Source organism: Pseudomonas sp. MG-9 (assembly GCF_018729515.1).
Classification (GTDB): domain Bacteria; phylum Pseudomonadota; class Gammaproteobacteria; order Pseudomonadales; family Pseudomonadaceae; genus Aquipseudomonas; species Aquipseudomonas serboccidentalis.
Genome location: NZ_JAHHZH010000005.1, coordinates 472250 through 498266 on the forward strand (window position 1 = coordinate 472250; position 26017 = coordinate 498266).

20 protein-coding genes are annotated in these 26017 nt (G+C 61.4%); all 20 read left to right on the top strand.

Features of this window, described 5'->3' with window-relative positions; translation table 11 throughout:
• The first annotated feature begins 23 nt into the window (after positions 1-23).
• The 20 genes from KKQ10_RS15970 to pseI all read left to right on the top strand — a co-directional run bounded on the left by KKQ10_RS15970 (position 24) and on the right by pseI (position 25948).
• Entirely contained in the window at positions 24-1112 is a 1089-nt protein-coding gene (locus KKQ10_RS15970; RefSeq protein ID WP_164747921.1) for a flagellar basal body P-ring protein FlgI, read from the top strand.
• Positions 1113-1123: 11 nt separating this feature from the next.
• The gene (flgJ, locus tag KKQ10_RS15975; protein WP_127652329.1) at positions 1124-2407 is read left to right on the top strand and encodes a flagellar assembly peptidoglycan hydrolase FlgJ; all 1284 of its coding nucleotides are present in this window, start codon (positions 1124-1126) and stop codon (positions 2405-2407) included.
• Between the two features lie 21 nt (positions 2408-2428).
• Complete coding sequence (flgK, locus tag KKQ10_RS15980) at positions 2429-4474, top strand: flagellar hook-associated protein FlgK (RefSeq protein ID WP_215501643.1); 2046 nt, start codon at positions 2429-2431, stop codon at positions 4472-4474.
• 13 nt (positions 4475-4487) lie between these two features.
• The gene (locus tag KKQ10_RS15985) at positions 4488-6056 is read left to right on the top strand and encodes a flagellar hook-associated protein 3 (RefSeq protein WP_215501644.1); all 1569 of its coding nucleotides are present in this window, start codon (positions 4488-4490) and stop codon (positions 6054-6056) included.
• Positions 6057-6164: 108 nt separating this feature from the next.
• Positions 6165-9758 (top strand): glycosyltransferase, encoded by a 3594-nt coding sequence (locus KKQ10_RS15990; RefSeq protein WP_215501645.1) that lies wholly within the window; start codon positions 6165-6167, stop codon positions 9756-9758.
• A gap of 264 nt (positions 9759-10022) precedes the next feature.
• The gene (locus KKQ10_RS28785) at positions 10023-10466 is read left to right on the top strand and encodes a hypothetical protein (protein WP_502941611.1); all 444 of its coding nucleotides are present in this window, start codon (positions 10023-10025) and stop codon (positions 10464-10466) included.
• Between the two features lie 284 nt (positions 10467-10750).
• Positions 10751-11524, top strand: coding sequence for a glucose-1-phosphate cytidylyltransferase (gene rfbF / locus KKQ10_RS16000; RefSeq protein WP_077571633.1), 774 nt, complete (start codon positions 10751-10753; stop codon positions 11522-11524).
• Complete coding sequence (gene rfbG / locus KKQ10_RS16005; protein WP_215501646.1) at positions 11506-12588, top strand: CDP-glucose 4,6-dehydratase; 1083 nt, start codon at positions 11506-11508, stop codon at positions 12586-12588. The genes rfbF and rfbG overlap by 19 nt, the downstream gene beginning before the upstream one ends.
• Positions 12585-13145 carry a dTDP-4-dehydrorhamnose 3,5-epimerase gene (gene rfbC / locus KKQ10_RS16010; RefSeq protein ID WP_215501647.1) on the top strand — a complete coding sequence of 187 codons (561 nt, stop codon included), beginning with the start codon at positions 12585-12587 and terminating at the stop codon, positions 13143-13145. The genes rfbG and rfbC overlap by 4 nt, the downstream gene beginning before the upstream one ends.
• Positions 13142-14368, top strand: coding sequence for a class I SAM-dependent methyltransferase (locus tag KKQ10_RS16015; RefSeq protein ID WP_215501648.1), 1227 nt, complete (start codon positions 13142-13144; stop codon positions 14366-14368). The genes rfbC and KKQ10_RS16015 overlap by 4 nt, the downstream gene beginning before the upstream one ends.
• Entirely contained in the window at positions 14365-15486 is a 1122-nt protein-coding gene (locus KKQ10_RS16020) for a DegT/DnrJ/EryC1/StrS family aminotransferase (RefSeq protein ID WP_215501649.1), read from the top strand. The genes KKQ10_RS16015 and KKQ10_RS16020 overlap by 4 nt, the downstream gene beginning before the upstream one ends.
• Positions 15483-16148 (top strand): acetyltransferase, encoded by a 666-nt coding sequence (locus KKQ10_RS16025; RefSeq protein ID WP_064586556.1) that lies wholly within the window; start codon positions 15483-15485, stop codon positions 16146-16148. Before KKQ10_RS16020 ends, KKQ10_RS16025 begins: the two co-directional genes overlap by 4 nt.
• A gap of 29 nt (positions 16149-16177) precedes the next feature.
• Entirely contained in the window at positions 16178-16906 is a 729-nt protein-coding gene (locus KKQ10_RS16030; protein ID WP_215501650.1) for a cephalosporin hydroxylase family protein, read from the top strand.
• Positions 16907-16955: 49 nt separating this feature from the next.
• Positions 16956-19880, top strand: a complete 2925-nt coding sequence (locus KKQ10_RS16035) for a TIGR00180 family glycosyltransferase (protein ID WP_215501651.1) — start codon at positions 16956-16958, stop codon at positions 19878-19880.
• Between the two features lie 21 nt (positions 19881-19901).
• A complete protein-coding gene (pseB, locus tag KKQ10_RS16040; protein WP_215501652.1) occupies positions 19902-20903 on the top strand; it encodes a UDP-N-acetylglucosamine 4,6-dehydratase (inverting) in 1002 nt (333 codons plus the stop codon).
• Positions 20900-22057: a UDP-4-amino-4,6-dideoxy-N-acetyl-beta-L-altrosamine transaminase gene (gene pseC / locus KKQ10_RS16045; RefSeq protein ID WP_215501653.1), complete on the top strand. Its 1158-nt coding sequence runs from the start codon at positions 20900-20902 to the stop codon at positions 22055-22057. The genes pseB and pseC overlap by 4 nt, the downstream gene beginning before the upstream one ends.
• Before the next feature lie 31 nt (positions 22058-22088).
• On the top strand, positions 22089-22709 hold the full coding sequence (locus tag KKQ10_RS16050) for a pseudaminic acid biosynthesis-associated methylase (protein WP_215501654.1): 621 nt from the start codon (positions 22089-22091) through the stop codon (positions 22707-22709).
• Complete coding sequence (gene pseF, locus KKQ10_RS16055; protein ID WP_215501655.1) at positions 22706-23398, top strand: pseudaminic acid cytidylyltransferase; 693 nt, start codon at positions 22706-22708, stop codon at positions 23396-23398. Before KKQ10_RS16050 ends, pseF begins: the two co-directional genes overlap by 4 nt.
• Complete coding sequence (gene pseG, locus KKQ10_RS16060) at positions 23398-24903, top strand: UDP-2,4-diacetamido-2,4,6-trideoxy-beta-L-altropyranose hydrolase (protein WP_215501656.1); 1506 nt, start codon at positions 23398-23400, stop codon at positions 24901-24903. Before pseF ends, pseG begins: the two co-directional genes overlap by 1 nt.
• Positions 24896-25948 carry a pseudaminic acid synthase gene (pseI, locus tag KKQ10_RS16065; protein ID WP_215501657.1) on the top strand — a complete coding sequence of 351 codons (1053 nt, stop codon included), beginning with the start codon at positions 24896-24898 and terminating at the stop codon, positions 25946-25948. The genes pseG and pseI overlap by 8 nt, the downstream gene beginning before the upstream one ends.
• Positions 25949-26017 lie beyond the last annotated feature (69 nt).

A 26017-nucleotide genomic window follows, 5' to 3' on the forward strand; every position in this document is an offset into this window, starting at 1 on the left:
CTACGTTGAATCTGAAAAGCTTCATGCTGGCAGCGGCCATGATGTCCGCTGCCTTTGGTGCTCACGCCGAGCGGCTGAAAGATATCGCCAGTATTTCCGGCGTGCGTTCCAACCAGTTGATCGGTTACGGCCTGGTGGTCGGGCTTAACGGCACCGGCGACCAGACGACGCAAACCCCGTTCACCCTGCAGACCTTCAACAACATGCTCTCGCAATTCGGCATCAAGGTGCCGCCGGGATCGGGCAACGTGCAGTTGAAAAACGTCGCGGCGGTGTCGGTGAGTGCCGATCTGCCGGCGTTCGCCAAACCGGGTCAGCAGGTCGACATCACCGTGTCTTCGATCGGTAACTCCAAGAGCCTGCGCGGCGGCACCCTGTTGCTGACCCCGCTCAAGGGGATCGACGGCAACGTCTACGCCATCGCTCAGGGCAACCTGGTGGTCGGTGGTTTCGATGCCGAAGGGCGCGACGGTTCGAAGATCACCGTCAACGTTCCGTCGGCCGGTCGTATCCCGGGCGGTGCGTCGGTCGAGCGTTCGGTGCCGAGCGGTTTCAACCAGGGCAACAGCCTGACGCTGAACCTCAACCGTTCCGACTTCACCACCGCCAAGCGCATCGTCGACAAGATCAACGACATGCTCGGCCCTGGCGTGGCGCAAGCCATCGACGGCGGCTCGATCCGTGTGACTGCGCCGCTCGATCCGAGCCAGCGCGTCGACTATCTGTCGATCCTGGAAAACCTCGAAGTCGACCCGGGCCAGGCGGTGGCGAAAGTCATCATCAACTCGCGCACCGGCACTATCGTCATCGGCCAGAACGTGAAAGTCTCGCCCGCCGCCGTGACCCACGGCAGCCTGACCGTGACCATCACCGAAGACCCGATCGTCAGCCAGCCGGGCCCATTGTCCAACGGCCAGACCGCGGTCGTGCCGCGTTCGCGTGTGAATGCCGAGCAGGAAGCCAAGCCGATGTTCAAGTTCGGCCCGGGCACCACCCTCGACGAGATCGTGCGGGCGGTGAACCAGGTCGGCGCGGCACCGGGTGACCTGATGGCCATTCTCGAAGCACTGAAGCAGGCCGGCGCGTTGCAAGCCGACCTGATCGTGATCTGAGGACGGCGACCATGGATATGCGCAAAGGCAGTCTGGTGGGCACGGGCGATTCGGGTTCGTACTCCGACCTCAATCGTCTGAACCAGCTCAAGGTCGGTGACAAGAACAGCGATGCGAACATGCGCAAGGTGGCGCAGGAATTCGAATCGCTGTTCCTGGGCGAAATGCTCAAGTCGATGCGTTCGGCCACCGAGGCATTGGGTAAAGACAACCCGATGAACACCCCGGCGGCCAAGCAGTATCAGGAAATGTACGACCAGCAACTGGCGGTGTCGCTGTCCCGCGAGGGCGGGGGTATCGGCCTGGCCGACGTGCTGATGAAGCAGATGTCGAAGAACAAGCCAATGGCCCCGGGTGAGGCAGCAGCCGCATCCGCCGCCAAGCAGGAAGCCGCGAAAGCCGCTGCGGTGCAGACGCCGATCGCTGCTGGCACCACGGGCACCGGACCGCTGTCGCGGCTCAATGGCGAGCGTCCGTTGTGGGCCTCGCGTTCGCTGCATGCGCCGAACACACAGCTGGCGCACACCAACGACATGGAGATGATCAACAAGCGTCGTCTGGCGCTGCCGCCGAAACTGGCTGATCGTCTGCTCGCCGGTCTGGTGCCGTCGGCCACGCCGACCGCTGCCAATGCCTTGCCACAACGTGCTGCGACCACTGCTGCCACTGGCGCTGGCCCGCTGTACAACGGCGACTGGCTGAGTCGTGCCGAAGACGCGAAAGCGTCCGGCGGGCAGATGCAGATCTACGGCCGGGCGATGGCGCAGATTCCGCTGGCACCGGCCAAGCGCGCCTTCAGCTCCGCCGACGAATTCGTCAACACCATGCTGCCGATGGCCAAAGAGGCCGCCGCGCGCATTGGCGTCGATCCGCGTTATCTGGTGGCGCAAGCCGCGCTGGAAACCGGCTGGGGCAAATCGGTCATGCGCGCCCAGGATGGCAGCAGCAGCCACAACCTGTTCGGCATCAAGGCCAGCAGCAACTGGACCGGCGATTCGGCTCGGGCGATCACCAGCGAATTCCGCAACGGGCAGATGGTCAAGGAGACGGCGCAGTTCCGTTCCTATGCCTCGTACAAAGACAGTTTCCACGATCTGGTGACTTTGCTGCAGACCAACAATCGCTATCAAGATGTTGTGAAGTCGGCCGATAACCCAGAACAGTTTGTACGCGAGTTGCAGAAGGCCGGTTACGCAACCGACCCGAACTACGCGACCAAGATTTCGCAGATTGCCAAGCAGATGAACAGTTTCGAAAACTACGCTGCGGCCGGCGTTACAACGACGCCTCTATAAACACACGGTAAGGTTTGAATCATGAGTTTGCTCAATATCGGTATGTCGGGGTTGGCCGCGAGTTCTTCCTCTCTGGCGACGACAGGTAACAACATTGCCAACGTCGACACCGCCGGTTATTCACGCCAGCAAACCGTGCAGGGCACCAAGGCCTCGCAGCAGTTCGGCAATGTTTTCATCGGTACGGGTACCACCCTGGCCGACGTGCGCCGGGTCTACAACTCCTACCTCGAAAACCAACTGCACACCGCCACCTCGCTCAACAGCGAAGCGGCTGCATACGGTGGCCAGGCGACTGCGCTGGACGCCTCGCTGTCCGATACCAATACCGGCCTGACCGGCGTGCTGCAGAAGTTCTTCACCTCGATGCAAGGTGTGGCGACGTCGGCGACCGACGACACGTCCCGTCAGTCGGTGCTGACCGGTGCGCAGGCGCTGACCAGCCGTTTCAATGCCCTGGCCAAACAGCTGAACGATCAGAACACCACGATCAACGGCAACCTGGGTGACATGACGTCCCAGGTCAACAAGCTGGCCACTTCGATTGCCAATCTCAATCAGAAGATCGGCGAGATTTCCACCAGTGGCGGCCAGCCGAACGATCTGCTCGACAGCCGCAACGAAGCCGTGCGTCAGCTTTCCGAGCTGACCGGTGCGCAAGTCGTCGAGCGTGGTACCAGTTTTGACGTGTATATCGGCACCGGCCAGCCGCTGGTGATCGGCAACACCACCAACACCCTGAGCACCGTCCCGAGCAAAGACGACCCGTCGCGCGTGGCCATTCAGATGGACCGCGGCTCAAGCGTCATCGACATCACGTCGGCCATGAGCGGTGGCGAAATCGGTGGCCTGCTGACCTATCGCAAAGAGGTGCTCGATCCTGCGCTCAATGAGCTGGGGCGTGTTGCGCTGGTGGTGGCCGATCAGGTCAACAGCCAGCAAGCCCAGGGCATCGACAAGAACGGTGACTTCGGCGCGGCGATCTTCAACAACATCAACAGTGCAGCGCTGATCAGCCAGCGCAGCATCGCGCAGGCGGGCAACAGTGCAGGTTCGGGCAATCTCGATGTCACCATCAAGGACACCGGCAAGCTGACCACCAGCGATTATCAGGTCACTTTCACCAGCGCCACCAACTATTCGGTCAAGCGTTCCGATGGCACCGATATGGGGTCGTTCAGCACCACGACCACGCCACCGCCGGTGATCGACGGCTTCACCCTGGCCCTCAACGGCGGCGCACTGAGCGCTGGCGACACCTTCAAGGTGACCCCGACCCGTAACGCGGCAACCGCCATTCAGACCGTATTGACCGACCCGAAGAAAGTCGCGGCGGCAGCACCGTTGACCGGCGTCGCCAGTGCCAACAATTCCGGCACCTACACGCAGCCGACGCTGACCGACTCGATCAACATCTACAACCCGGCGTCTCAGGCCGAGCTGCAGAATGCGCTCAAATATTCGACGCCGGTCAAACTGGTGTTCGGGGCGGTCGCCAGCGGCAGTCAGTCGTACAACATGGTCGATGCCAAGGGCAACACCATCGGCTCGGGCACCATCGTGCCGGGGCAGGCCAACACCTTGAACCTCAAGGTCGGCATGGTCGACTCCACCGGCGCTCCGGTGATGGATACCAGCGTCACGCCGAACGTACAGAAGACCTTCACCGTGCAGACCACTGTGGGTGCGACGCCAAAGTCTGGCGAAACCTTCACGATCAACCTGACCGGCGCGGCGTCTTCGGACAACCGCAACGCACAGGCACTGGTTGGCCTGCAGACCAAGCAGACCGTGGACACCGGCACCGGCAGCAAGGGCATCAGCCTGACCGACGCCTACAACAAGCTGGTGACCAACGTTGGCACCAAGGCGGCGCAGAGCAAATCCGACAACAACGCCACCTCGGTGATCCTGGATCAGGCCAAGGGCGCGCGCGATTCGTTGTCCCAGGTCAACCTCGATGAAGAGACCGGCAACCTGGTCAAGTATCAGCAGTACTACACAGCGTCTTCGCAGATCATCAAGGCTGCGCAGGAAACCTTCGCCACGCTGATCAACAGTCTTTAAGGAGTCGTAATTCATGCGCATTTCCACCGCCCAGTATTACGCGACACAAGCTGCTCAATATCAGCGCAACTACAGCAAGACGGTCGCGACCGCCAACGAAGCGAGCAGCCTGCAACGCATCAACACGGCTGCCGACGATCCGATTGGCGCCGGTCGCCTGCTCAAGCTGGGTCAGCAGGCGGCGATGCTGGATCAGTACAACACCAACATCAACAGCACCAAGAGCGCGTTGAACGTCCAGGAATCCACACTGGATGCCATCACGACGGCGCTGGCACGCGCCAAGGATCTGTCCCTGGCTGCCAACAACGGTACGGCGACCGACAAGGATCGCCAGGCTTACGCGGCAGAACTGGGGCAGATCCAGCAACAAGTGCTGGGTCTGATGAACTCCAAGGATGCCGACGGCAACTATCTGTTCTCCGGTTCGAAAACCGATACCGCACCGTATTCGCAGAACGCCGACGGTACCTACACTTACAACGGTGACCAGACCACCATCAACCTGGGCATTGGCGATGGCATGACGGTCGGTACCAACACCACCGGTTGGGATGCCTTCCAGCAGACCATCAACACCGGTCGGACCTCCACTCAGATGACTGCGCCAGCGGTGGATGACGGCCGAGTGGTGCTGTCCAACGGTACGGTTGGCACGGCCGCCACCTACAATTCCCGATTCTCCGGTGGTCAGCCGTACACCGTCAGTTTCGTCAGCAGCACTCAGTTGAAAATCACTGATGCGCTGGGCAACGACGTGACTTCTGAAGCCAGCCAGAACGGCGCGATCGTCAACACCACCGGGACCAACCAGTCGGTCAGTTTCCGTGGTGTCGACCTGAAGCTGAACATCAACCTGAAGGCCGGTGACACCAACCCGGACGCGGTCATTGCCGGGCACAGCTTCCAGTTGTCGACCACGCCTGACACGTTCACCACCGCGCGCAGCCCGGGTAACCCGTCGACTGCCGTGATCACCGGTTCCAGCATCACCAACCAGGCGGCCTATACGGCGGCATTCCCGCAGGGCGGTGCGGTGCTCAAGTTCACCAGCGCCACGGCTTTCGATCTGTACGCAGCACCCGTCACTGCAGACAGCAAGCCGGTGTCGTCGGGCACCGTCGCTGGCGGCAACGCCACCGCTGCCGGCGTGACCTTCGCGCTGGGCAACACTCCGGCTGCTGGCGATCAGTTCTCGATTCAGCCGAACAATCACCAGACCCAGAACGTGCTCGACACCCTGGGCCAGATGATTACGGCCATGAATACGCCGATCGACGGTGATCCGGTTGCCAAACAGAAGTTTCAGGGCGTGATGGAGGCAGGTCTCGGCAACATCGACGCCGCCACCAACCAGATCGGTGCCTCTGTCACCGCCATTGGTGCCCGTGGCCAGTCGCTGGACATGCAGAACGTCACTAACCAGAGCCTGAGTACGGCGAACACCACGACCCAGGGCTCGATCCGTGATTCGGATCCGGCCGAAGTCATGACTCGCCTGACCCTGCAACAGACCATGCTGCAGGCCTCGCAGCTGGCTTTCAGCAAGATCAGTCAGTTGGGTCTGTTCAACAAGATCTGACGGTAAGCGGGCGCGCAAGCGCCCGTTTGTCCAGTCCCTCAGTTAATGTTTTTCGCGGTTTCCAGGGCTCGCTTTACCGAGCGGGCTCGTACCGCCTGTGAGCCCGCCGTGAATTCACTCCCTCTCGTCAGCCTTGTCATTCCCGCCTTCAATCCACGTTTTTTCGAGCGAGCACTGCGCAGTGCCGTCGGCCAAGGCTATGGCCATCTCGAAATCATCGTTTGTGATGACAGCCGTGGCGGCGAGATCGAAAACATCGTCTCCAAGGTCGTCGAGGACACGGGCGTTGCGGTTCGTTATGTGCGCAATCCGCGTACCTTGGGCCTGGTCGGTAACCTGAAAGCCTGCCTGGATCAGGCGCAGGGCGAGTTCATCAAGTTTCTGTGTGACGATGATCTGCTCTATTCCGCCTGTATCGAGCAGCAGGCGCACGAGATGCGCCGTGATGAGGTCAGCCTGGTGCTGGCTCAGCGACTGCTCTGGGATGCGAACGACATCATCCTGCCTGCGCGACTGGAAAACACCTCGCTGTCACCGGTCAGTGGCCTGTTCAAGGGTGACGATCTGCTGGCGATATTTGAAAAATTCCCGGTCAACGTTCTCGGCGGATTCAGCAATGCGCTGTTTCGGCGCGCGGACGTCGCCGAACTGTTGCCAGCATTGACCGAGGAGGGTTGCTGCTTCGTCGCCAGCCTGGATTTCGCCTTGTACATCTGCCTGCTGCGCCGCGGCAATCTGGCGGTGTCCAACAATGTGCTGAGTGCCGAGCGTCTGTACCCGGAGCGACTGAGCGCGCAGCAACCGATGAAGGACGCGATGGAAGTCGAGCGCGAGTGGCTTTCGCAAATGCTCAAAGTCCGCAGCGGTGAATCGGCGCCTGCGCCAGGCTGGGTTCGCTACATCCCGTTGACCAAGGCTGACGAGTCGCCGAGGGTGTGGGAAGAGCTGCCGTTGAGCCGTACCCTTGGCACCCGGCAGAGCCGTCAGGAGTGTGGCGTCGGGGTCGACAGCCTGAGTTTCGGCGAGCTCTACGCGCAATGGCTGGAGTGCCGGGTGCTGACCGAAGGACAGCGCAAGTTGCTGCCGGAAACCATCGCCGGCTGGTCGCACCAACCGCGGATCGTGCCGATCATCATCGACGGCAAAGGCAGTCGTGATGGTGTGGAGCGGACGCTGGAGGCCCTCGCCAATCAGGATTACCCGCCGGAACTGGTGCTGGTGCTGTCCGCCTCCTGCTCCGAAGCTGAATTGGATGGGCGGGTGTTCCGTCTTCCGCTGCAGGATGACGGGCTGGAACAGGTCAACGCCTTGTTGCCGCAGCTGGAAGGTGCCGACTGGTTCTATATGCTGCAGCCCGGCGATCGTCCGGTGACCACGGCGTTGCTGATCATGGCCGATCGCATCGTGCACTCGCGGTCGTTCACCTGCCTGTACAGCGACGAAGGCAGCCTGCGCGATGGCGAGTCGGCAGAGCCTGCGTTCAAGCCGGATTTCAACCTTGACCTGATGCGCAGCTATCCCTATGTCGGCCGCGCTCTGGCGTTCAAGCGCGAGCGAGTTCTTGCGCTGGGTGGCTTTGATTCGGACTTCGCACAACTGGCGCCTCACGACCTGCTGTGGCGCATGGTCGAGAGCGACGGCATTCAGGTGATTGGCCATGTTGCCGAGGTGCTGCTGGAATCGAAGTTCGATCTGTCGCAGTGGCTCACCGACCCGGGTGTCCTTGAGCAGAATCCGCGGGTGCTCAATGCGCATCTGCAGCGCCTGGGCATCGCCTGCGAGACCCGACGAGAGGGCCACGAGCTGCTCAATCGGGTCGATTATCGGCATGCCCGACGCCCGTTGGTGTCGGTGATCATCGTCGCTCAGGATCAGACGGCTGCCCTGCAACGCTGCGTCGAAACGCTGCTGGAAAAGACCGCTTACACCGAGTACGAAATCCTGCTGGTCGACAGCGGCAGCGAAAGCGCCGAGGCGCAGGCATGGCTCGGCGGCATGGCGCAATTGGGCAGCGACCGGATCCGCGTGTTGAGCTGCCCGCAAAAGAACAACCCCGCCGCCATTCACAACTTTGCCGTTGGCCAGGCGCGCGGCGAGTATGTGTTGCTGCTCAATGCCTTTGCGGTGATCACTCAAGCCGACTGGCTCGACGAATTGCTCAATCATGCGCAGCGTCCGGAAGTCGGGGTCGTTGGCGCCAAGTTGTTCGACCCGGACGGCGGCGTTCTGCATGCCGGCCTGATTCTCGGCTTGCAGGGGCCGGCCGGGCTGCCGTTCTATGGTCAGCCCATGCAGTCGGAAGGCTATATGTTCCGGCTGCAGGCCGTGCAGGACCTGAGCGCCGTCGGCGGTGACTGCCTGATGGTGCGCAAGTCGGTTTTCGAGGAGGTCGCGGGGCTCGACGAACAGGACTTGAAGGTCGCGTACAACGTCGTGGATCTATGCCTGCGTGTCGGCCGCGAAGGCTACCTGGTGGTGTGGAATCCGCATGCCCGGCTGGCCGTGGGCGCTCGCCCGAGCACCGTGGCAACGAGCGAAGAGCAACAACAGCACGAGCGTGAGCAGGATGCGTTTTACCAGCGCTGGTTGCCGCTGATAGCCCGCGATCCGGCGTACAACGTCAATCTCGCGCTGCAGGGCGTCGGCGCCACAAATTTCAGCCTCGAACCGGGTCTGCTGACCGGCTGGAGTGCGTTTTCCAAGTCGCATCTACCCAATGTACTCGCGGTGCCGATCAATGCTTCCGCGATCGGCCATTACCGCATGAGCCAGCCGATGATTGAGCTGGTGGCGGCCAACCGGGTCGAAGGACGCATCTGCTACGGGTTGCCGTCGATCGTTGAAATCGAGCGTCAGGCGCCCGACGTGATCGTGCTGCAAGGACGCTACTCGGAGCACGCTATCGATGAAATTCCGCCACTGAAGAAATACTTCAGTGCCCGGCGGATTTTCGAGCTGGATGACTATGTCATTGACGTACCTCATCGCAACGCGCACATCCGCAACATGCCGAGCAAGCAGGACATGGAGCGCATGGTACGTCGGGCGATCGGTCTGTGTGATCGGGTAGTCGTGTCGACCCAGCCGCTGGCCAATGTTCTGTCGGACATGCACCACGACATTCGTGTCGTCCCGAACATGCTCGCCAAGGACCTCTGGAGCCATCTGCGCAGCCGCCGGCGCACGTCGAAGAAACCACGGGTCGGTTGGGGCGGTGGCACCAGCCACCACGGCGACCTGGCGGTGATCGCCGATGTCGTGCGCGAGTTGGCCAGTGAAGTCGACTGGGTGTTTTTCGGCATGTGCCCGGACGACCTGCGTCCGTACATGCATGAGTTCCACGGTGTGATCGGGCTGGACGTGTATCCGGCGAAACTGGCCAGCCTCAATCTGGATCTGGCCCTCGCACCGCTGGAGTTCCACATCTTCAACGACTGCAAGAGCAACCTGCGTCTGCTGGAGTACGGCGCCTGTGGCTACCCGGTGATCTGCACTGACACCGAGGCCTATCGCGGCTACCTGCCGTGCACGCGGGTCAAGACCAACACCACTGATGAGTGGCTGCAGGCGATCCGCATGCACCTGGCCGATCCGGATGCCAGCTACCGCATGGGCGACGAGTTGCGTGAGATGGTGCTACGCGATTACGTGCTGCGCGGCGATAACCTGCGTTATTGGGAAAATGGCTGGCTGGCGGACTGACCGATTCGCGCAATCCCCCTTCCAAAAAAACAGGCGACCTTGCAGTCGCCTGTTTTTTTTCTGAAATTCGTCTTTGCATCAATTTCGATACAGTTTTTGTCCGATGGCTCAAGACACCGTCAGTTCCTGTCGATATCAACACATTCGTAAGTGTTTTAGCGGTCGCGGCGATGACGTGTGAGCGCCTGGCGAGCCGGTACTGGTTCTTAACAAGGCAAGGAAGAAGTAATCGCAGTTATCAACGGGACAAATGGCGCGGACACGCTGAACGGTACCAGTGACGATGACCAGATCAATGGTCTGGACGGTAACGACCTGATCAAGGGCAGTGCCGGTGCGGACAAGATCGACGGTGGCGCTGGCGCTGACAAACTGAATCTGCAGAACGCCGGCTCGGCATTTGGTGGTGAGGGTGATGACACCTACACCGTCACCAGCGGGAGATTGGTGACCATTCAGGATGATGGCACCAGTCAAGGTGACACGTTGGTCCTGACCAACATCAACGCTCAGCAACTGCTGTTCGATCGCGTCGGCAATGACCTTTACGTACACCAGTACAGTGTTTTCGAAGGTCAGACTCCCGATGACGACGTGCGTCTGAAGGACTGGTTCGCCGGCTCCGCCACTATGGATGTTATCAAGACGGCTGACGGCCAGTACATCGGCCTGCCAACCAGCAATGATGCGTTCGCCATGTTCGGCTGATCGTTGAATAAGGCACCTTTGCGCCTGCAAGAAACGTGAAGGCGTTCGTTTGACGTTCGGGGAGGGGCTGATCCGGTTTGCATGAGCCGGATCAGCCCCTTTTTTCTGCGCCCGCCGATTGGCTCTGCGAGCTGGCGCGTTTCCTGCAAGTCCCCCTCAAATCGCCATAAAACGAGCGCTCGCGGCCATTGCCCCTGCGCCCGAATCGGCAGAAAGGTTTAGCCAGAAGGCCGCGGCGCACAAGAAAGCGACGCGCAGCCCTGTGACGAACGAGAGGGGAGAGGATGAAGGCAGTTATTTTGGCGGGTGGTCTGGGCACGCGCATCAGTGAAGAGTCGCACCTCAAGCCCAAGCCGATGATCGAGATTGGCGGCAAGCCAATTCTCTGGCACATCATGAAGCAGTACTCCGCCCACGGGATTCACGACTTCGTGATTTGCCTGGGCTACAAGGGGTACGCGATCAAGGACTTCTTCGCCAACTACTTCCTGCATACCTCCGACGTGACCTTCGACATGCGTGAAAACCGCATGGACGTACACCAGAACTACAGCGAGCCATGGCGTGTGACGCTGATCGACACCGGCGAAGAGACCATGACCGGTGGCCGCCTGGGGCGCGCCGCGCGCTATCTGGAGGATGAAGAAGCCTTCTGCTTCACCTACGGCGACGGCGTTTCCGATTTGAACATCAGCGCGCTGGTCGACTTCCACCTGACCCACGGCAAACTCGCCACCGTCACCGCCGTACAACCGCCGGGACGCTACGGTGCACTGGATCGCGAAGGTGATCGAGTACTGGGGTTCACCGAGAAGCCGCGTGGTGACGGTGGCTGGATCAATGGCGGTTTCTTCGTGCTGTCGCCCAAGGTCCTGCCGCTGATCGAAGGCGATTCGACGTCGTGGGAGTCAGGGCCGCTTGACGGTCTGGCCGCCCGCGGTGAGCTGATGGCGTTTCAGCACGACGGTTTCTGGCAGCCAATGGACACCCTGCGCGACAAGAACCACCTCGAAGCACTGTGGCAGAGCGGGGAGGCCCCATGGAAGCAATGGGACTGAGTGCGGATTTCTGGCGCGGCAAGCGTGTACTGGTCACCGGTCACACCGGTTTCAAAGGCAGTTGGCTGACCCTGTGGCTGCAAAGCCTCGGTGCGCAAGTCAGTGGTTTTGCCCTTGATCCGTCGACCGAACCGAGCCTGTATGAGCTGGCGCGGGTTCACGAAGGCATCAACGACCAACGCGGTGATCTGCGTGATCTCGGCGCGCTGCTGGAGATCATCGCTGACACCGAGCCGGAGATCGTTCTGCACCTGGCCGCCCAGCCGCTGGTGCGCGAAGGTTATCGCGATCCGCTGGGCACTTACTCCAGCAACGTCATGGGCACGCTGAACCTGCTTGAAGCGATTCGTCAGGTCGGTGGCGTGCGCGCCTGCGTGCTGGTGACCACCGACAAGGTTTACGCCAACAAGGAATGGCTGTGGCCGTACCGCGAAGACGAAGCCCTCGGCGGCCACGATCCTTACAGCAGCAGCAAGGCCTGTTGCGAATTGTTGGCACAGTCTTATGCGGCGTCGTTCTTCCCGGCTGACAAGTACGCCGAGCACGGTTTGGCCCTGGCCACCGCGCGCGCCGGCAACGTGCTGGGTGGCGGCGACTTCGCCCCGGAGCGCCTGATTCCCGACGTGCTCAGGGCCTGGACTGCCGACGAGCCGGTGACCCTGCGTTACCCGCAAGCCGTGCGCCCGTGGCAACACGCGCTGGAGCCGCTGGCCGGTTACCTGCAACTGGCTGCCGGCCTCTATGAACAAGGCCCGGAATACGCCGGGGCGTGGAACTTCGGCCCGGGTGAGGCGGACATGTGCAGCGTCGGCGAAGTGGTCGAACTGCTCGCCAATCGCTGGCCACAGGCACGCGGTCTGCGCATCGAAAAAAGCGAACTGCACGAGGCCGGCCTGTTGCGTCTGGACAGCAGCCGCGCCCGCCAAGTCCTTGGCTGGCAGCCGCGCTGGACTTTGCAGCAATGCCTGACTCAGACCCTCGACTGGCACCTGGCGTGGCAGAACGGCGACGACATGCGCGCCGTGACCCTCGGCCAACTGAACCTGTACCGAGGCGCGCTGTGAGCGAGTTTTCCTTGAAACAGTTGCCGCTGACCGGATTGTTCAGCGTCCAGCACAAGCGTTTCGAAGACCAGCGCGGGCACTTCGCCCGGCTGTTCTGCGAAGGCAGTCTGAGTGCGTTCGGCAACGAATTTCACATCCGTCAGATCAACCATTCCTGCACCCGCGAGAAGGGCAGTGTGCGCGGTTTGCATTATCAGAACGCCAACGCGCCGGAAGCCAAGCTGATCACCTGCCTGCGCGGTGAAGTGTGGGATGTGGCGGTGGATCTGCGTCCTGACTCCGAGACCTTTCTGCACTGGCACGCCGAGCACCTCAAGGCTGGCGACGGTCGCAGTCTGTTGATTCCCGCCGGGTTCGCCCACGGCTTCCAGACCCTGACCGACGACGCCGAACTGCTTTACCTGCACAGCGCCGATTACGCGCCGGAGCACGAGAGCGGCTTGTCGGTGAACGATCCACGGTTGGCGATTGCCTGGCCGTTGCCTGTCAATAATTTGTCAGCGCGTGATTCCAGCCATCCCGTGCTCGATCAACACTTTGCTGGAGTGCGTCTATGAACTGCCGTGGGTGCGCCGCACCGCTGAGCCTGCCGCTGATCGACCTCGGCACCTCGCCACCGTCCAACGCCTACGTGCACGCCGATCGCCTGGAACAGGCCGAGCAATGGGTGCCGTTGAAGGTCGCCGTGTGTCAGCAATGCTGGCTGGTGCAGACCGAGGATTACACCCGCGCCGACAGCCTGTTCGACGCCGAGTACGCCTACTTCAGTTCGTTCTCCAGTACCTGGCTGGCCCACGCGGAGCGCTATGTCGCCGAGATGGTCGAGCGCTTTGGCTTGAACGCCGACAGCCGTGTGGTCGAAGTCGCCGCCAACGACGGTTACCTGTTGCAGTACGTCGCCGCTCGCGGCATCCCGTGCCTGGGCGTCGAGCCGACCCGCAGCACCGCGCAAGCGGCGCGAGAAAAAGGCCTGCAGATTCGTGAAGTGTTTTTCGGTCGCGACAGCGCTGCGCAGCTGCACAGCGAAGGCTGGGGCGCCGACCTGATGGCCGCCAACAACGTGCTCGCGCATGTGCCCGACATCAACGACTTCCTCGGCGGTTTCGCCACGCTGCTCAAGCCGACCGGTGTCGCTACCTTCGAATTTCCGCAACTGCTGACGCTGATGGCCGGCGCGCAGTTCGACACCCTGTATCACGAACACTATTCGTACCTGTCGCTGACCGCCGTGCAGGCCCTGTGCGAGCGCAATGGCCTGGAAGTGTTCGACGTCAGCCAATTGAGCACCCACGGCGGTTCGCTGCGGGTATTCGTGCAACGTAAAGACGGCCAGCGTCGTGCGGTGCAACCAGCGGTGCAGCAACAGCTGCAGGCCGAACTGGATGCCGGGGTGAAAACGCCCGAGTACTACGCGACCCTGGCGCCGGCGGCCGAACGCATCAAGCACGAACTGCTGCGCTTCCTGTTGCAGGCCAAGGCCGACGGCAAGCGTGTGGTCGGCTACGGCGCGGCAGCCAAGGGCAATACCTTGCTCAACTACGCCGGGGTCAAACCCGATTTGCTGGCGTGGGTGGCCGATGCCAACCCGCACAAGCAGGGCAAGTTCCTGCCGGGTAGTCGCGTCCCGATCGTTGCACCTGAGCGTATTGCCCAGGAGCAGCCTGACTACATTCTGGTCTTGCCGTGGAATCTGTTGAGCGAAGTGACGCAGCAGCTGTCTTCGGCCAAGGCATGGGGCGCACGCTTTGTCGTCGCCGTTCCGGAGTTGAGCATCCAATGAGCAGAATTCATTACACCAAACCCAGCGTTGGCGAACTCGAAGCGCAATATGCCCTGGACGCCGTGCAGAACGGTTGGGGCGCACGTTGCTACGAATACCTGACGCGTTTCGAGCACGGCTTTGCCGAGCATCTGGGTGCAACCTACGCCATCGCCACCTCCAGCTGCACCGGTGCGCTGCACATGGGCATGGCGGCGCTGGGCGTTGGCGCCGGCGATGAAGTGATCCTGGCCAACACCAACTGGATTGCCTCGGCGGCGCCGATCACTTACCTGGGCGCCACGCCGGTGTTTGTCGACGTGCTGGCCGACAGCTGGTGCCTGGATCCGCAACGTGTCAGAAACGCGATTACCCCGCGCACCAAGGCGATTCTCGCGGTGCACCTGTACGGCAACCTGTGTGACATGGACGCGCTGCTCGCCATCGGTCGCGAGTTCGGCATCCCGGTGATCGAGGACGCGGCAGAGGCCATCGGCTCGCAATGGCGCGGCAAGGCTGCGGGTTCGCTGGGGGCTTTCGGCGCCTTTTCGTTTCATGGCACCAAGACCATGACCACCGGCGAGGGCGGCATGTTCGTCACCTCCGACAAGGCTTTGTATGAGCGGGTCCTGACCCTGTCCAACCATGGTCGTGTGGCCGGTTGCACCAAGCAGTTCTGGCCGGAGTTTGTCGGTTTCAAATACAAGATGAGCAACCTGCAGGCGGCGGTCGGCTGCGCTCAGGTCGAGCGAATCGACGAGTTGATCGAACGTAAACGCGCGATTTTTGCCAACTACGCGCGAGCGCTCGAGGGTGTGCCTGGCGTGTCGCTGAACCCGGAACCGGCGCATGGCCGCAATGGTTACTGGATGCCGACCGTGGTGTTCGATGCCGACGCCGGCATCCACCGCGAACAAATGATCGCCGCGTTCCAGGCCGCCGACATCGACGCCCGGGTGTTTTTCTGGCCGTTGTCGTCGCTGCCGATGTTCAGCCAATACGTGGTCGACACGCCGCTGGCGTTTGCGTTGCCAGAGCGTGCCTTCAACCTGCCCAGCTATCACGACATGACCGACGCCGACCAGCAGCGAGTGGTGCAAGTGGTGCTGGATCTACTGGCTCGCAGGCACGCACTGTGAAGATGTATCTGCTGGGAGCCGCCAACCCGGAAGCGGTGCGCATGCTGCACGCCGTCAAGCGCAGCACGCCGAACATCGAATTCGCCTTTCTGGACAACGACCCGCGCAAGCACGGCACGCTATTTTACGGGGTGCCGGTGCTCGGTGGTTGCGAACGTGTCGGTGAACTCAATGGCGAGGACGTGCGCTTCGTCAATCTGATCACCGGCAGTACCCGGTTACGCTACGAAACTACCTGTCAGTTGGTCGATGCCGGTGCGCGCCTCGGTCAGTTCGTTCATCCGGGTATTGACCTGAGCATGATCCGCATGGGGCAGGGCAGTTATCTGCAGGAAGGCGTGCTGATGCAGGCCGAAGTGACCTTGGGCGACAACACCAGCATCAGCGCCGGCAGTGTCGTGGGGCATGAAGGGCGGATCGGTCACTCGGTGTTCATGGCGCCGGGCGTGTGTATCGCAGGTTGCGTGGAAATCGGTGACGGGACCTTTATCGGGACCAATGCCACGATCCTGCCGCGCCTGCGCATCGGTCGCTGGGTAACCATCGGTGCCGGTGCCGTAGTGACCAAGGATGTTCCGGATTTTTCGGTCGTGGTGGGTAATCCCGCCAGGATCATCAAGACCAACGCAGTGCCTTACCCGGACGCCAGGGTGTTCAAGTAAGCCGTTTCCCGAATTTTTGGAGAGTTGCAATGAATCCGCATGAGCAGTTTCGCGAAGAAGTGAAAGCCAACATCGAAGGCCTGCAGCAAGACAAGGCACTGCAGGCCGAGTCCCTGGACTGGGTCGGCACCACGGCCAGACACAAGTACACCTACAACTTCAGCTGGATGGGCCGGCCGATCATTCAGTTCCCGCAGGACATGGTTGCGATGCAGGAAATCATCTGGAACCTGCGTCCGGACGTGATCGTCGAGACCGGCATCGCCCACGGCGGTTCGCTGGTGTTCTACGCCTCGATCCTGGAGCTGATCGGCCATGGCGAAGTCCTGGGCGTCGACATCGATATCCGCCAGCACAACCGCGAAGCCATCGAAGCGCACCCGATGTTCAAACGCATCAGCATGATCCAGGGTTCGAGCATCGACACCGCCATCGTCGACCAGGTGCGCGAGCGTGTGCAGGGCAAGAAAGTGCTGGTGGTGCTGGACTCCAACCATACCCACGAGCACGTCCTCGAAGAACTGCGCCTGTATGCACCGCTGGTGTCGGTGGGCAGCTACTGCGTGGTCATGGACACCGTGGTCGAAGACATGCCCGCCGATGCTTTCCCGGATCGTCCGTGGGGCAAGGGTGACAACCCGAAAACCGCGGTATGGGCTTACCTGGAAGAAAACCGCGATTTCGAAATCGATCAGGCGATTCACAGCAAATTGCTGATCACTGTCGCGCCGGATGGCTATCTGCGTCGCGTGCGCTAATCGACAAACAACGATGAGTTTTCGGCGACTCGCCGCGTGTGGGGAATATATGCAAGGCAAGAACACTTCTGGAACCGGTCTGGCACTCAACGAACAGTTGACTGTTGTGCTGATCTCTCACGAACGTCCGGCATTTCTGCGTAGAGCCATTCGCTTCTACAGCAGCCTGCCGTGCAGGATTCTGGTGCTGGACTCGTCGGCGGTGGCGCTGGCGGGCATCCCTGCCGAATTCACCCACGTGGATTATCAGCACTTGCCACAGTTCGGCTACTGGGGCATTCGCGCCAAGCTGGCCTACGGTGTCGAGCAGTTGCAGACGCCTTACATGGTGTTCGCCGCCGACGATGACTTCCTTGTGCATGAAGCCCTGCATGAAGCTGTGGCATTCATGGAGGCCAACCCCGATTACAGCCTGTGCCATGGCTACAGCCTGATGTATCTGGCGTTGGCCAACAGCGTCAATTACTACCGACGTGACAAGAAAGTCTGCGAGGACTACTCGGCCGACCAGGCTGAAGATCGTCTGCTCGATTACATGCATCAGTACCTGCCGCCGTTCTATGCCGTGCAGCGTACGGCGATCTTGCGCGACTGGTACGACGCGATGCCGCAGGACACAATCTTCCAGTGGCAGGAAGTCGGTCACACCTATTACATGCTGGCCCGGGGCAAGGCGCGGATTCTGCCGATTCCGTATGTCGTGCGCGAAATCAACTACGTGCAGTCCGATCACAACACCGAGATCTATCACTCTCTGGCCTATATGGATGCCAAGAGCGTGGCCGGTCGCGAAGCCTTTGCCGAATTCCTCGCCGGGTTGCCGACCCAGATCCAGCATCAGGATCCACAGCAGGGCAAACAGTTTGTTCTGAAAAGTTTTGCTTCGCTGGCCGACAGCCTGCTGACCAATCGCGCACTCACCGCCGAGCTGATCTTCGAATCGACATGGATCGATATCGAGACCGGCCCGCAGCGCCGGTTCGGTCCGAAGCAATACGTTGAAATGCCTTTCTACAACCAGGTGTTTTTCGATCAGCTGACTCAATTCGAGTTTTTGTTGCACGCGATGCCTGCCGGGCGCGTTCAGCTCAAGGAGCTGGAAGGTATCTGGGCTCGCCAGCAGAGCCTGATGCTGGCGCGCAACAACGACACCCCGGAAAGTGTGCTCGACCGCCTGTGGCAAGCGCATGACAGCAACGTGTTCAATCGCGCGGTGATCAAGCGGCTGATCGCGCAATTGCAACCGTTGGACGAAGAAGACGACGCGCCGAAATTGCGTGAGTGGGTGGCTCGTCTGGACGCGGTATTGCTGGAAGGGTATCAGCCGACATTCGACAAGATGTTGACCGGCCGCCTGCTCCAGTGGCTCGCTGCGCGCGCGCCGGATGCCGAGCAGGCCGAGACGATTGCCCGTTACCTGGCCGATAATGCCGGTGGTCCGCAGTTCGGGATTTTCCTGCTCGATCTGGACAACGACATCGACAAGTTGCAGGTCACTCTGGACAGCTTGCTCGAAGGTCACAGCAAAGCCTTCAAGGTTGTGGTCTTCACCACGGGTGAACCGCCGGCCGCAACCACTGCGCAAAATACCCTGCACTTTGTGCGAGTGACCCAAAGCAATTTCGTCGACAAGCTCAACCAGAGCGTCAATCAGTCGACTTGCGACTGGCTGCTGCTGGCTGAGGCGGGTGACGAGTTCACCGCTGCCGGCCTGCTGCGTGCCAGCCTGGAACTGATGGCGGCGCCTGGTGTAAGGGCGGTGGCCACGGATGAAATCCTGCGCCAGGAAAACGGTGCGCTGGTGGATATGTTCCGTCCGGGCTTCAATCTGGATCTGCTGCAAAGCGTTCCGTCATTGATGGCGCGGCACTGGTTGATCTGTCGCGAAGTGCTGACCGGTCTCGGTGGTTACCAGGCAGATTTCAGCAAGGCGCTGGAACTCGATGTGTTGCTGCGCATCATTGAACAGGGTGGCCTCGACGGTCTGGCTCATCTCGACGAGCCGCTGCTGATCACCCGGGCACCCGTGCTGGCAGAAAATGCTCATGAGCGTCAGGCGCTGCTGCGTCACCTGGGCAATCGCGGTTACAAGGCTCAAGTCACCTCGACGCTGCCTGGCACCTGGCAGATCGACTATCGCCATATCGAGCGGCCGCTGGTGTCGGTGATCGTGCCCGCTGGCGACGATCTTGGCGCATTGCAACGTTGCCTGGATGGCGTGCTGCTCAGAACACGTTACACCCGCTATGAAGTGTTGATTGCGGCCAACCCGAACCAGTTGGCCGAGGTCAACGACTGGCTGGGAACCCTGCACAATGCCAAAGTGCGGGTGCTGCATGCTGATCGTCCGCTTGATCAAGTGGCGTTGTACAACGCGGCCAGCCAGCAGGCGCAGGGCGAATATCTGGTGTTGCTGGCGACCGACAGTGAGGTGGTCAACCCGAACTGGATCGAGTCGTTGCTCAATCATGCCCAGCGTCCCGAAGTCGGCATCGTTGGTGCCAAACTGGTGGACCGCGACGGCAAGATCTCCCAGGCAGGTTTGATTCTTGGATTCAACGATGGGGTGGCTTCAGCCTTCATCGGTGAGAAACATGCTGCCGAGGGCTACATGCAGCGCCTGTCGGTCGAGCAGAACTATTCGGCCGTGTCGAAGGTGTGCCTGATGGTGCGTAAAGAGCTGTTCGACGCGCTCGGTGGCCTGGACGAAGTGACCTTCGCCGATGGCTTCAGTGATGTTGATCTGTGTCTGAAGGCCGGTCAGGTCGGTTACCTCAGCGTGTGGACGCCGCTGGTGCAGGTATTGCACACCGGCGAGCTGCCGCAAGCCCCTGAAGCATTGGCGGCATTGCGTGAAAAATGGAGCGCGGCCTTTGCACAGGACCCGGCCTATAACGCCAACCTGGCCCTGACCGGCAAAGGTTTCACTTTGGGTGAAAGTGCCCCGATCAATTGGGCGCAGTTGCTCGCCTGAGCTGCCGACAGGAATCAGCACATGTTCAACGGTAAATCGATCTTCATCTCCGGCGGCACCGGCTCGTTCGGGCGCAAATTCATCGCCCGTCTGCTTGAGCAATACCAGCCCAAGCGCGTGGTGGTGTTCTCCCGCGATGAACTCAAACAGTACGAAATGCAGCAGACGTTCAACGCGCCGTGCATGCGTTACTTCCTCGGCGACGTGCGCGATGCCGATCGTCTGCGTCAGGCCATGCGCGGCATCGATTACGTGGTGCACGCGGCGGCGCTCAAGCAGGTGCCGGCGGCGGAGTACAACCCGACCGAATGCATTCGCACCAACGTCAATGGCGCGGAGAACATCATCGCCGCCGCCATCGACAACGGCGTGAAGAAAGTCGTCGCGCTGTCCACCGACAAGGCGGCGAGCCCGATCAATCTGTACGGCGCAACCAAGTTGCTCTCGGACAAATTGTTCGTCGCCGCCAACAACATCGCCGGCGAACAGCAGACCCGTTTTGCCGTGGTGCGCTACGGCAATGTGGCCGGTTCCCGTGGGTCGGTGGTGCCGTTCTTCAGCAAGTTGATTGCCGATGGCGCGACGGAGCTGCCGATCACCGACGAGCGCATGACCCGTTTCTGGATCACCCTCGATCACGGCGTGCAGTTTGTCCTCGACAGCTTCGCGCGGATGCACGGCGGCGAAGTGTTCGTGCCGAAGATCCCGTCGATCCGTATCGTCGATCTGGCGCGGGGCATGGCCGAGCAACTGCCGCACAAGAACGTCGGTATCCGTCCCGGGGAAAAACTCCATGAATTGATGGTGCCGCTGGACGATGCGCGGATGACGCTGGAGTTCGAAGACCACTACACCATTCAGCCGTCGATCCGCTTTACCAGCGTCGATGTCGATTTTGCCGTCGACAAGCTTGGCGAATGCGGCCGGCCGGTGGGTGAGGACTTCGAGTACCGCTCCGACACCAATCCGCACTTCCTCTCGGTCGGGCAGATCGCCGACCTGCACGCGAAACTCTCGGTATGATTCCCTACGGTCGGCAGAGCGTCGATCAGGCGGACATCGATGCGGTGGTCGAAGTCCTGCAATCGGACTGGCTGACTCAGGGGCCGAGCATCGAGCGCTTCGAACAGGCGATGGCCGAACGTTGTCAGGCCGACTTCGCGGTCGCGGTGTGCAACGCCACGGCGGCACTGCACATTGCCTGCCTTGCGGCCGGCCTTGGCCCGGGCGATCGTTTGTGGACTACGCCAAACACCTTTCTGGCCTCGGCCAACTGCGGGCGCTATTGCGGCGCCGAGGTGGACTTCGTCGACATCGATCCGCTGACCTGGAACCTCGATGCCTTCGCCCTCGCCGCGAAACTCGATCAGGCCGAACAGGACGGTACGTTGCCGAAAGTGCTGGTGGCGGTGGCGTTCTCCGGGCAGAGCTGCGACATGCGCAAGATTGCCGAACTGGCCGAGCGCTACAACTTCACCGTGATCGAAGATGCCTCGCACGCGGTGGGCGCGAGCTACGCCGGGCGCCCGGTGGGTTGCGGTGAATTTGCGGCGATGACCGTGTTCAGTTTTCACCCGGTGAAGATCATCACCAGTGGCGAAGGCGGCATGGTGCTGACCAATCGTCCGCAGCTGGCCGAGCGCTTGCAACGCCTGCGCAGCCACGGCATGACCCGTGACCCGCAACAGATGACCGAGCCCAGTCACGGCCCGTGGTATTACCAGCAGATCGAGCTGGGCTTCAATTACCGGATCACCGATTTGCAGGCAGCGCTGGGCCTGTCGCAACTGGGCAGGCTGGATGACTTCATCGCCCGCCGTCGCGAGCTGGCGGCGCGCTACGATCACTTGCTGGCGTACCTGCCGCTGACCTTGCCCAGCGCGCAGCCAGAGGCGGAGTCGGCGTGGCATCTGTACGTGGTGCGCCTGCAGACCGAGCGTATCGGCCTGACCCACCGTCAGGTGTTCGAAGGCTTGCGGGCAGCCGGCATCGGCGTGAACCTGCACTATATTCCCGTGCATTTGCAGCCGTACTATCGTGACTTGGGTTTTGCCGAAGGCGACTTCCCCGAAGCCGAGCGTTATTACGCTCAAGCGATCAGTCTGCCGCTGTTCCCGTTGCTCAGCGATGAGCAGCAGGATCATGTGGTCGAGCAATTGCGGCGATTGACCGAATAGAGACCGCTGCGGCGGTGGGTGGGAATCTGCGATGCGTGATTTGAGCGAACAGGAACAATTCTGGCAGGGCGATTTCGGCAACCGCTACGTTGAGCGCAACGTCGGTCAACCACTGGTGGCGGGCAATCTGGCGTTGTTCGCCAAAGCATTGACCCGCACCAGCCGGATCGACAGCCTGCTGGAGCTGGGGACCAATGCCGGCAACAATCTGCAAGCGTTGCGTCAGTTGTTGCCGCACTGCGAACTGTTCGGCGTCGAGATCAATCAGCTCGCCTGTGCTCAGGCAAAGGCGTTGGGCATAGCGCAGATCTGGCATGGCTCACTGTTCGATTTTCCTCGTGATCGCGGTTATGACCTGACGGTGAGCAAAGGCGTACTGATCCATCTGGCGCCCACGCTGCTGGCGACCGCCTATGCGCAGTTGTACGCGTTGAGCCAGCGCTACATCCTGATCGCCGAGTATTACAACCCGACGCCCGTCGAGGTGTCCTATCGCGGCACCAGCGGCAAGCTGTTCAAACGCGATTTCGCCGGTGAAATGCTTGATCGCTATCCCGATCTGCACTTGCTCGATTACGGCTTTGGTTATCACCGTGATCCGCAATTCCCGGTAGACGACATCACCTGGTTCCTGCTGGAAAAACGTCCTTGAACAGTGTCGCGATCATCCCGGCCCGTGGCGGCAGCAAGCGCATCCCGCGCAAGAATCTGTTGCCGTTCGACGGCGTGCCGATGATTGTCCGCTCGATCCGCACGGCGCAGGATTGCGGCCTGTTCGACCAGGTTGTGGTCAGCACCGACGACGCCGAGATTGCCGAGCTGGCGCTGGCCCATGGTGCACAAGTGCCGTTCCTGCGCCCGGCTGAACTGGCGGATGATTTCACCGGCACAGCAGCGGTGATCGTGCACGCCTTGCAACAGCTGCCGGCCTTCGATTACGCCTGCTGCGTGTACGCCACGGCGCCATTGTTGCAGGCGCGATTCCTGCGAGAAGGCTTTGAGCTGCTGGCGCAGCACCCGGACAAAGCCTTTGCATTCTCCGTGTGCAGCTTCGGTTTTCCGGTGCAGCGCGCGCTGACGCTGGACGGGCAGGGCGCGCTCACCGCGTTGTACCCCGAATTTCGCAACACCCGTTCGCAGGACTTGCCCGAAGCTTTTCAGGACGCTGGTCAGTTCTACTGGGGCCGCAGCGAAGCCTGGCTATGCGGTGAGGTGCTGTATTCACCCGCCAGTCTGCCGGTGATTCTGCCGCGGCATCTGGTGCAGGACATTGATACGCTTGAAGACTGGAAGCGCGCCGAATACCTTTACGCCGCACTGAAGGCTGGCGGAGAACTGTAATGAGAGTGTTGATCCGCGCTGACGCCTCGCCGACCATCGGCAGCGGCCACATTGCCCGTTGCCTGACCTTGGCGCGGGTGCTGCGCAAGCAGGGCAGTCATGTTGCGTTTGCCTGCCGACTGTTGCCGGGGCATCGGCTCGATGCGCTAAGCGATGAGGGTTTCGAAACCTTCGCGTTACCGGGCTTTTACCCCGACGAAGACCCGCAGCAGGCCATTGAATCGATGCTGCCGTGGCAGGCCGATATCGACGCATTGGCGTCGTTGCTGGAGGGGCATGCCGGGTTCGACTGGATCATCGCCGACCATTACGGCCTCGACCATCACTGGCAAACCGCCGCCCGGCGTTGGGCGCCACGGATTGCGGCGGTCGACGATCTTGGCACTCGGCATTACAACGTCGATCTGCTGCTCAATCAGAACCTGTCCGGCCTCAGCGAAAACTACGCGCCGTTGCTGCCTGACGGCTGCCGCACCTTGCTCGGCCCGCGTTACGCCATGCTGCGCGAAGAATTCGAGTGCCCGGCCATCGAGATCAAACCGAAGGCCCGCCGCGTGCTGGTGAATTTCGGTGGTTTCGACGCGGCGATGCAGACTCATCACGCGATGCTCGCGCTGCAGGATTTCACAGCGCTGGAAGTGGATTTCGTCGCCGGTGCAGACAACCCGGCGTGGACGCAAATGCAAGCCTTGGCCGAGACGCGGCCGCACTGGCGCCTGCACAGTTTCGTCAGCGATTTCCAGCAACGCATGACCGCCGCCGATCTGTTCATCGGCGCCGGTGGCGGTACCAGTTGGGAGCGTGCGGCCCTGGGTCTGCCAACCCTGTGCATCGCGGTATCGAACAATCAGCAGGCCAACGGCGAAGTCATGGCCGCGGCCGGGGCGCATGTGTTTTTGGGCGCCCGTGAACAGGTCAGCGTCGAGCAACTGCGCGACGCTATCGGCTTTGTCGTCGACAATGTCTATCTGCGCCAAAGCCTGGCCAAACGTTCGCGGCAACTGGTGGATGGCCGTGGTGCATTGCGGGTGGCGGCAGCGCTGGCCGGTGCGGTGCTCAAGCTGCGCCCGGCGACACTCGACGATGCGCAATTGCTGTTCGAGGGGCGCAACGCCGAGGCCGTAAGGCGCTGGTCGCTGGACAGCGGCGCGATCGAGTGGCCGCAGCATCTGCACTGGCTGAATGCGAGCCTGCGCCATCCGCAGCGCCTGCTGTTGATCGCCGAGGCCGATGACGGCCCGGTGGGCGTCTTGCGCTATGACCTGCGCGGCTTTGAGGCCGAAGTGTCGCTCTATCTGTTGGCAGGACGGTTCGGTCTTGGTTGGGGCAGGGCGTTGCTGGCGCGAGGTGAAGCGTTCGTGCGCACTCACTGGCCGCAATTGACTGCCATTACTGCGCAGGTCCTGCCGGGCAATCGCCCCTCTTTGAATGTGTTTCGTGACGCCGGATTCACCCAGAGTGCCTGCGCGTTCACCCAGGTTTTGAAGGATCACCGCGATGAGTAGTTTCAAGATTGGCGAACGTCTGATCGGTGCCGAGGCGCCACCGTTCATCATTGCCGAAATGAGCGGCAACCATAACCAGTCGCTGGAGGTGGCCCTGCAGATCGTCGAGGCCGCCGCGAAGGCGGGGGCGCATGCCTTGAAATTGCAGACCTACACCGCCCAGACCATGACCCTGGATCTGGCCGAAGGCGAGTTTTTCATCAAGGACCCGAACAGCCTGTGGGCCGGGACTTCGCTGTACGACTTGTACGAGAAGGCCCACACTCCATGGGAATGGCATGCGCCGATTTTCGCTCGGGCAAAAGCGTTGGGCATGCTCGCGTTCTCGACGCCGTTCGATGACACGGCGGTGGATTTTCTCGAAAGCCTCGACGTCCCGGCGTACAAGATCGCCAGTTTCGAAAACACCGATCTGCCGCTGATCCGCCGTGTGGCGGCGACCGGCAAACCGCTGATCATTTCCACCGGCATGGCCAGCATCGCTGAACTCGACGAAACCGTACGCGCCGCCCGCGAGGCCGGGTGCAAGGATCTGGTATTGCTCAAATGCACCAGTACTTACCCGGCAACGCCGCTCAACAGCAACGTGCGCACGATCCCGCACCTGCGTGAGCTGTTCGGTTGCGAAGTCGGGCTGTCCGATCACTCCATGGGGGTTGGCGTATCGGTGGCCGCCGTGGCACTCGGGGCCACGGTGGTGGAAAAGCACTTCACCCTCGACCGTTCGGCGGGTGGCGTGGATGCCAGTTTCTCGCTGGAGCCTGCGGAACTGGCCAGTCTGGTGGTCGAAACCGAACGCGCCTGGCAGGCCATGGGCCAGGTGCATTACGGCGTAACGGAGGCCGAGCGCAAGTCGCTGGTCTATCGCCGCTCGCTGTACATCACCGCCGACATGGCCGCCGGTGAGCCCTTCACCGCAGCCAATCTGCGCGCCATTCGCCCAGGTCTCGGTCTGCCGCCCAAGCACACTGACGCGGTCCTCGGTCGCCGCGCTCGCCAGGCGATCAAACGCGGCACGCCGCTGGACTGGTCGTTGGTCGAATAACCCGATCTGCACCCGATTCGGCAAAATAGCGTGACCTGCGAGTCATAACGCGCATCTTCACTGTATTGT

Coding starts and splice junctions, on each gene's coding strand:
- KKQ10_RS15970 (WP_164747921.1), top strand. CDS start 24: ATGCTGGCAGCGGCCATGATGTCCGCTGCCTTTGGTGCTCACGCCGAG.
- flgJ (WP_127652329.1), top strand. CDS start 1,124: ATGGATATGCGCAAAGGCAGTCTGGTGGGCACGGGCGATTCGGGTTCG.
- flgK (WP_215501643.1), top strand. CDS start 2,429: ATGAGTTTGCTCAATATCGGTATGTCGGGGTTGGCCGCGAGTTCTTCC.
- KKQ10_RS15985 (WP_215501644.1), top strand. CDS start 4,488: ATGCGCATTTCCACCGCCCAGTATTACGCGACACAAGCTGCTCAATAT.
- rfbF (WP_077571633.1), top strand. CDS start 10,751: ATGAAGGCAGTTATTTTGGCGGGTGGTCTGGGCACGCGCATCAGTGAA.
- rfbG (WP_215501646.1), top strand. CDS start 11,506: ATGGAAGCAATGGGACTGAGTGCGGATTTCTGGCGCGGCAAGCGTGTA.
- KKQ10_RS16015 (WP_215501648.1), top strand. CDS start 13,142: ATGAACTGCCGTGGGTGCGCCGCACCGCTGAGCCTGCCGCTGATCGAC.
- KKQ10_RS16020 (WP_215501649.1), top strand. CDS start 14,365: ATGAGCAGAATTCATTACACCAAACCCAGCGTTGGCGAACTCGAAGCG.
- KKQ10_RS16030 (WP_215501650.1), top strand. CDS start 16,178: ATGAATCCGCATGAGCAGTTTCGCGAAGAAGTGAAAGCCAACATCGAA.
- KKQ10_RS16035 (WP_215501651.1), top strand. CDS start 16,956: ATGCAAGGCAAGAACACTTCTGGAACCGGTCTGGCACTCAACGAACAG.
- pseB (WP_215501652.1), top strand. CDS start 19,902: ATGTTCAACGGTAAATCGATCTTCATCTCCGGCGGCACCGGCTCGTTC.
- pseC (WP_215501653.1), top strand. CDS start 20,900: ATGATTCCCTACGGTCGGCAGAGCGTCGATCAGGCGGACATCGATGCG.
- KKQ10_RS16050 (WP_215501654.1), top strand. CDS start 22,089: ATGCGTGATTTGAGCGAACAGGAACAATTCTGGCAGGGCGATTTCGGC.
- pseG (WP_215501656.1), top strand. CDS start 23,398: ATGAGAGTGTTGATCCGCGCTGACGCCTCGCCGACCATCGGCAGCGGC.
- pseI (WP_215501657.1), top strand. CDS start 24,896: ATGAGTAGTTTCAAGATTGGCGAACGTCTGATCGGTGCCGAGGCGCCA.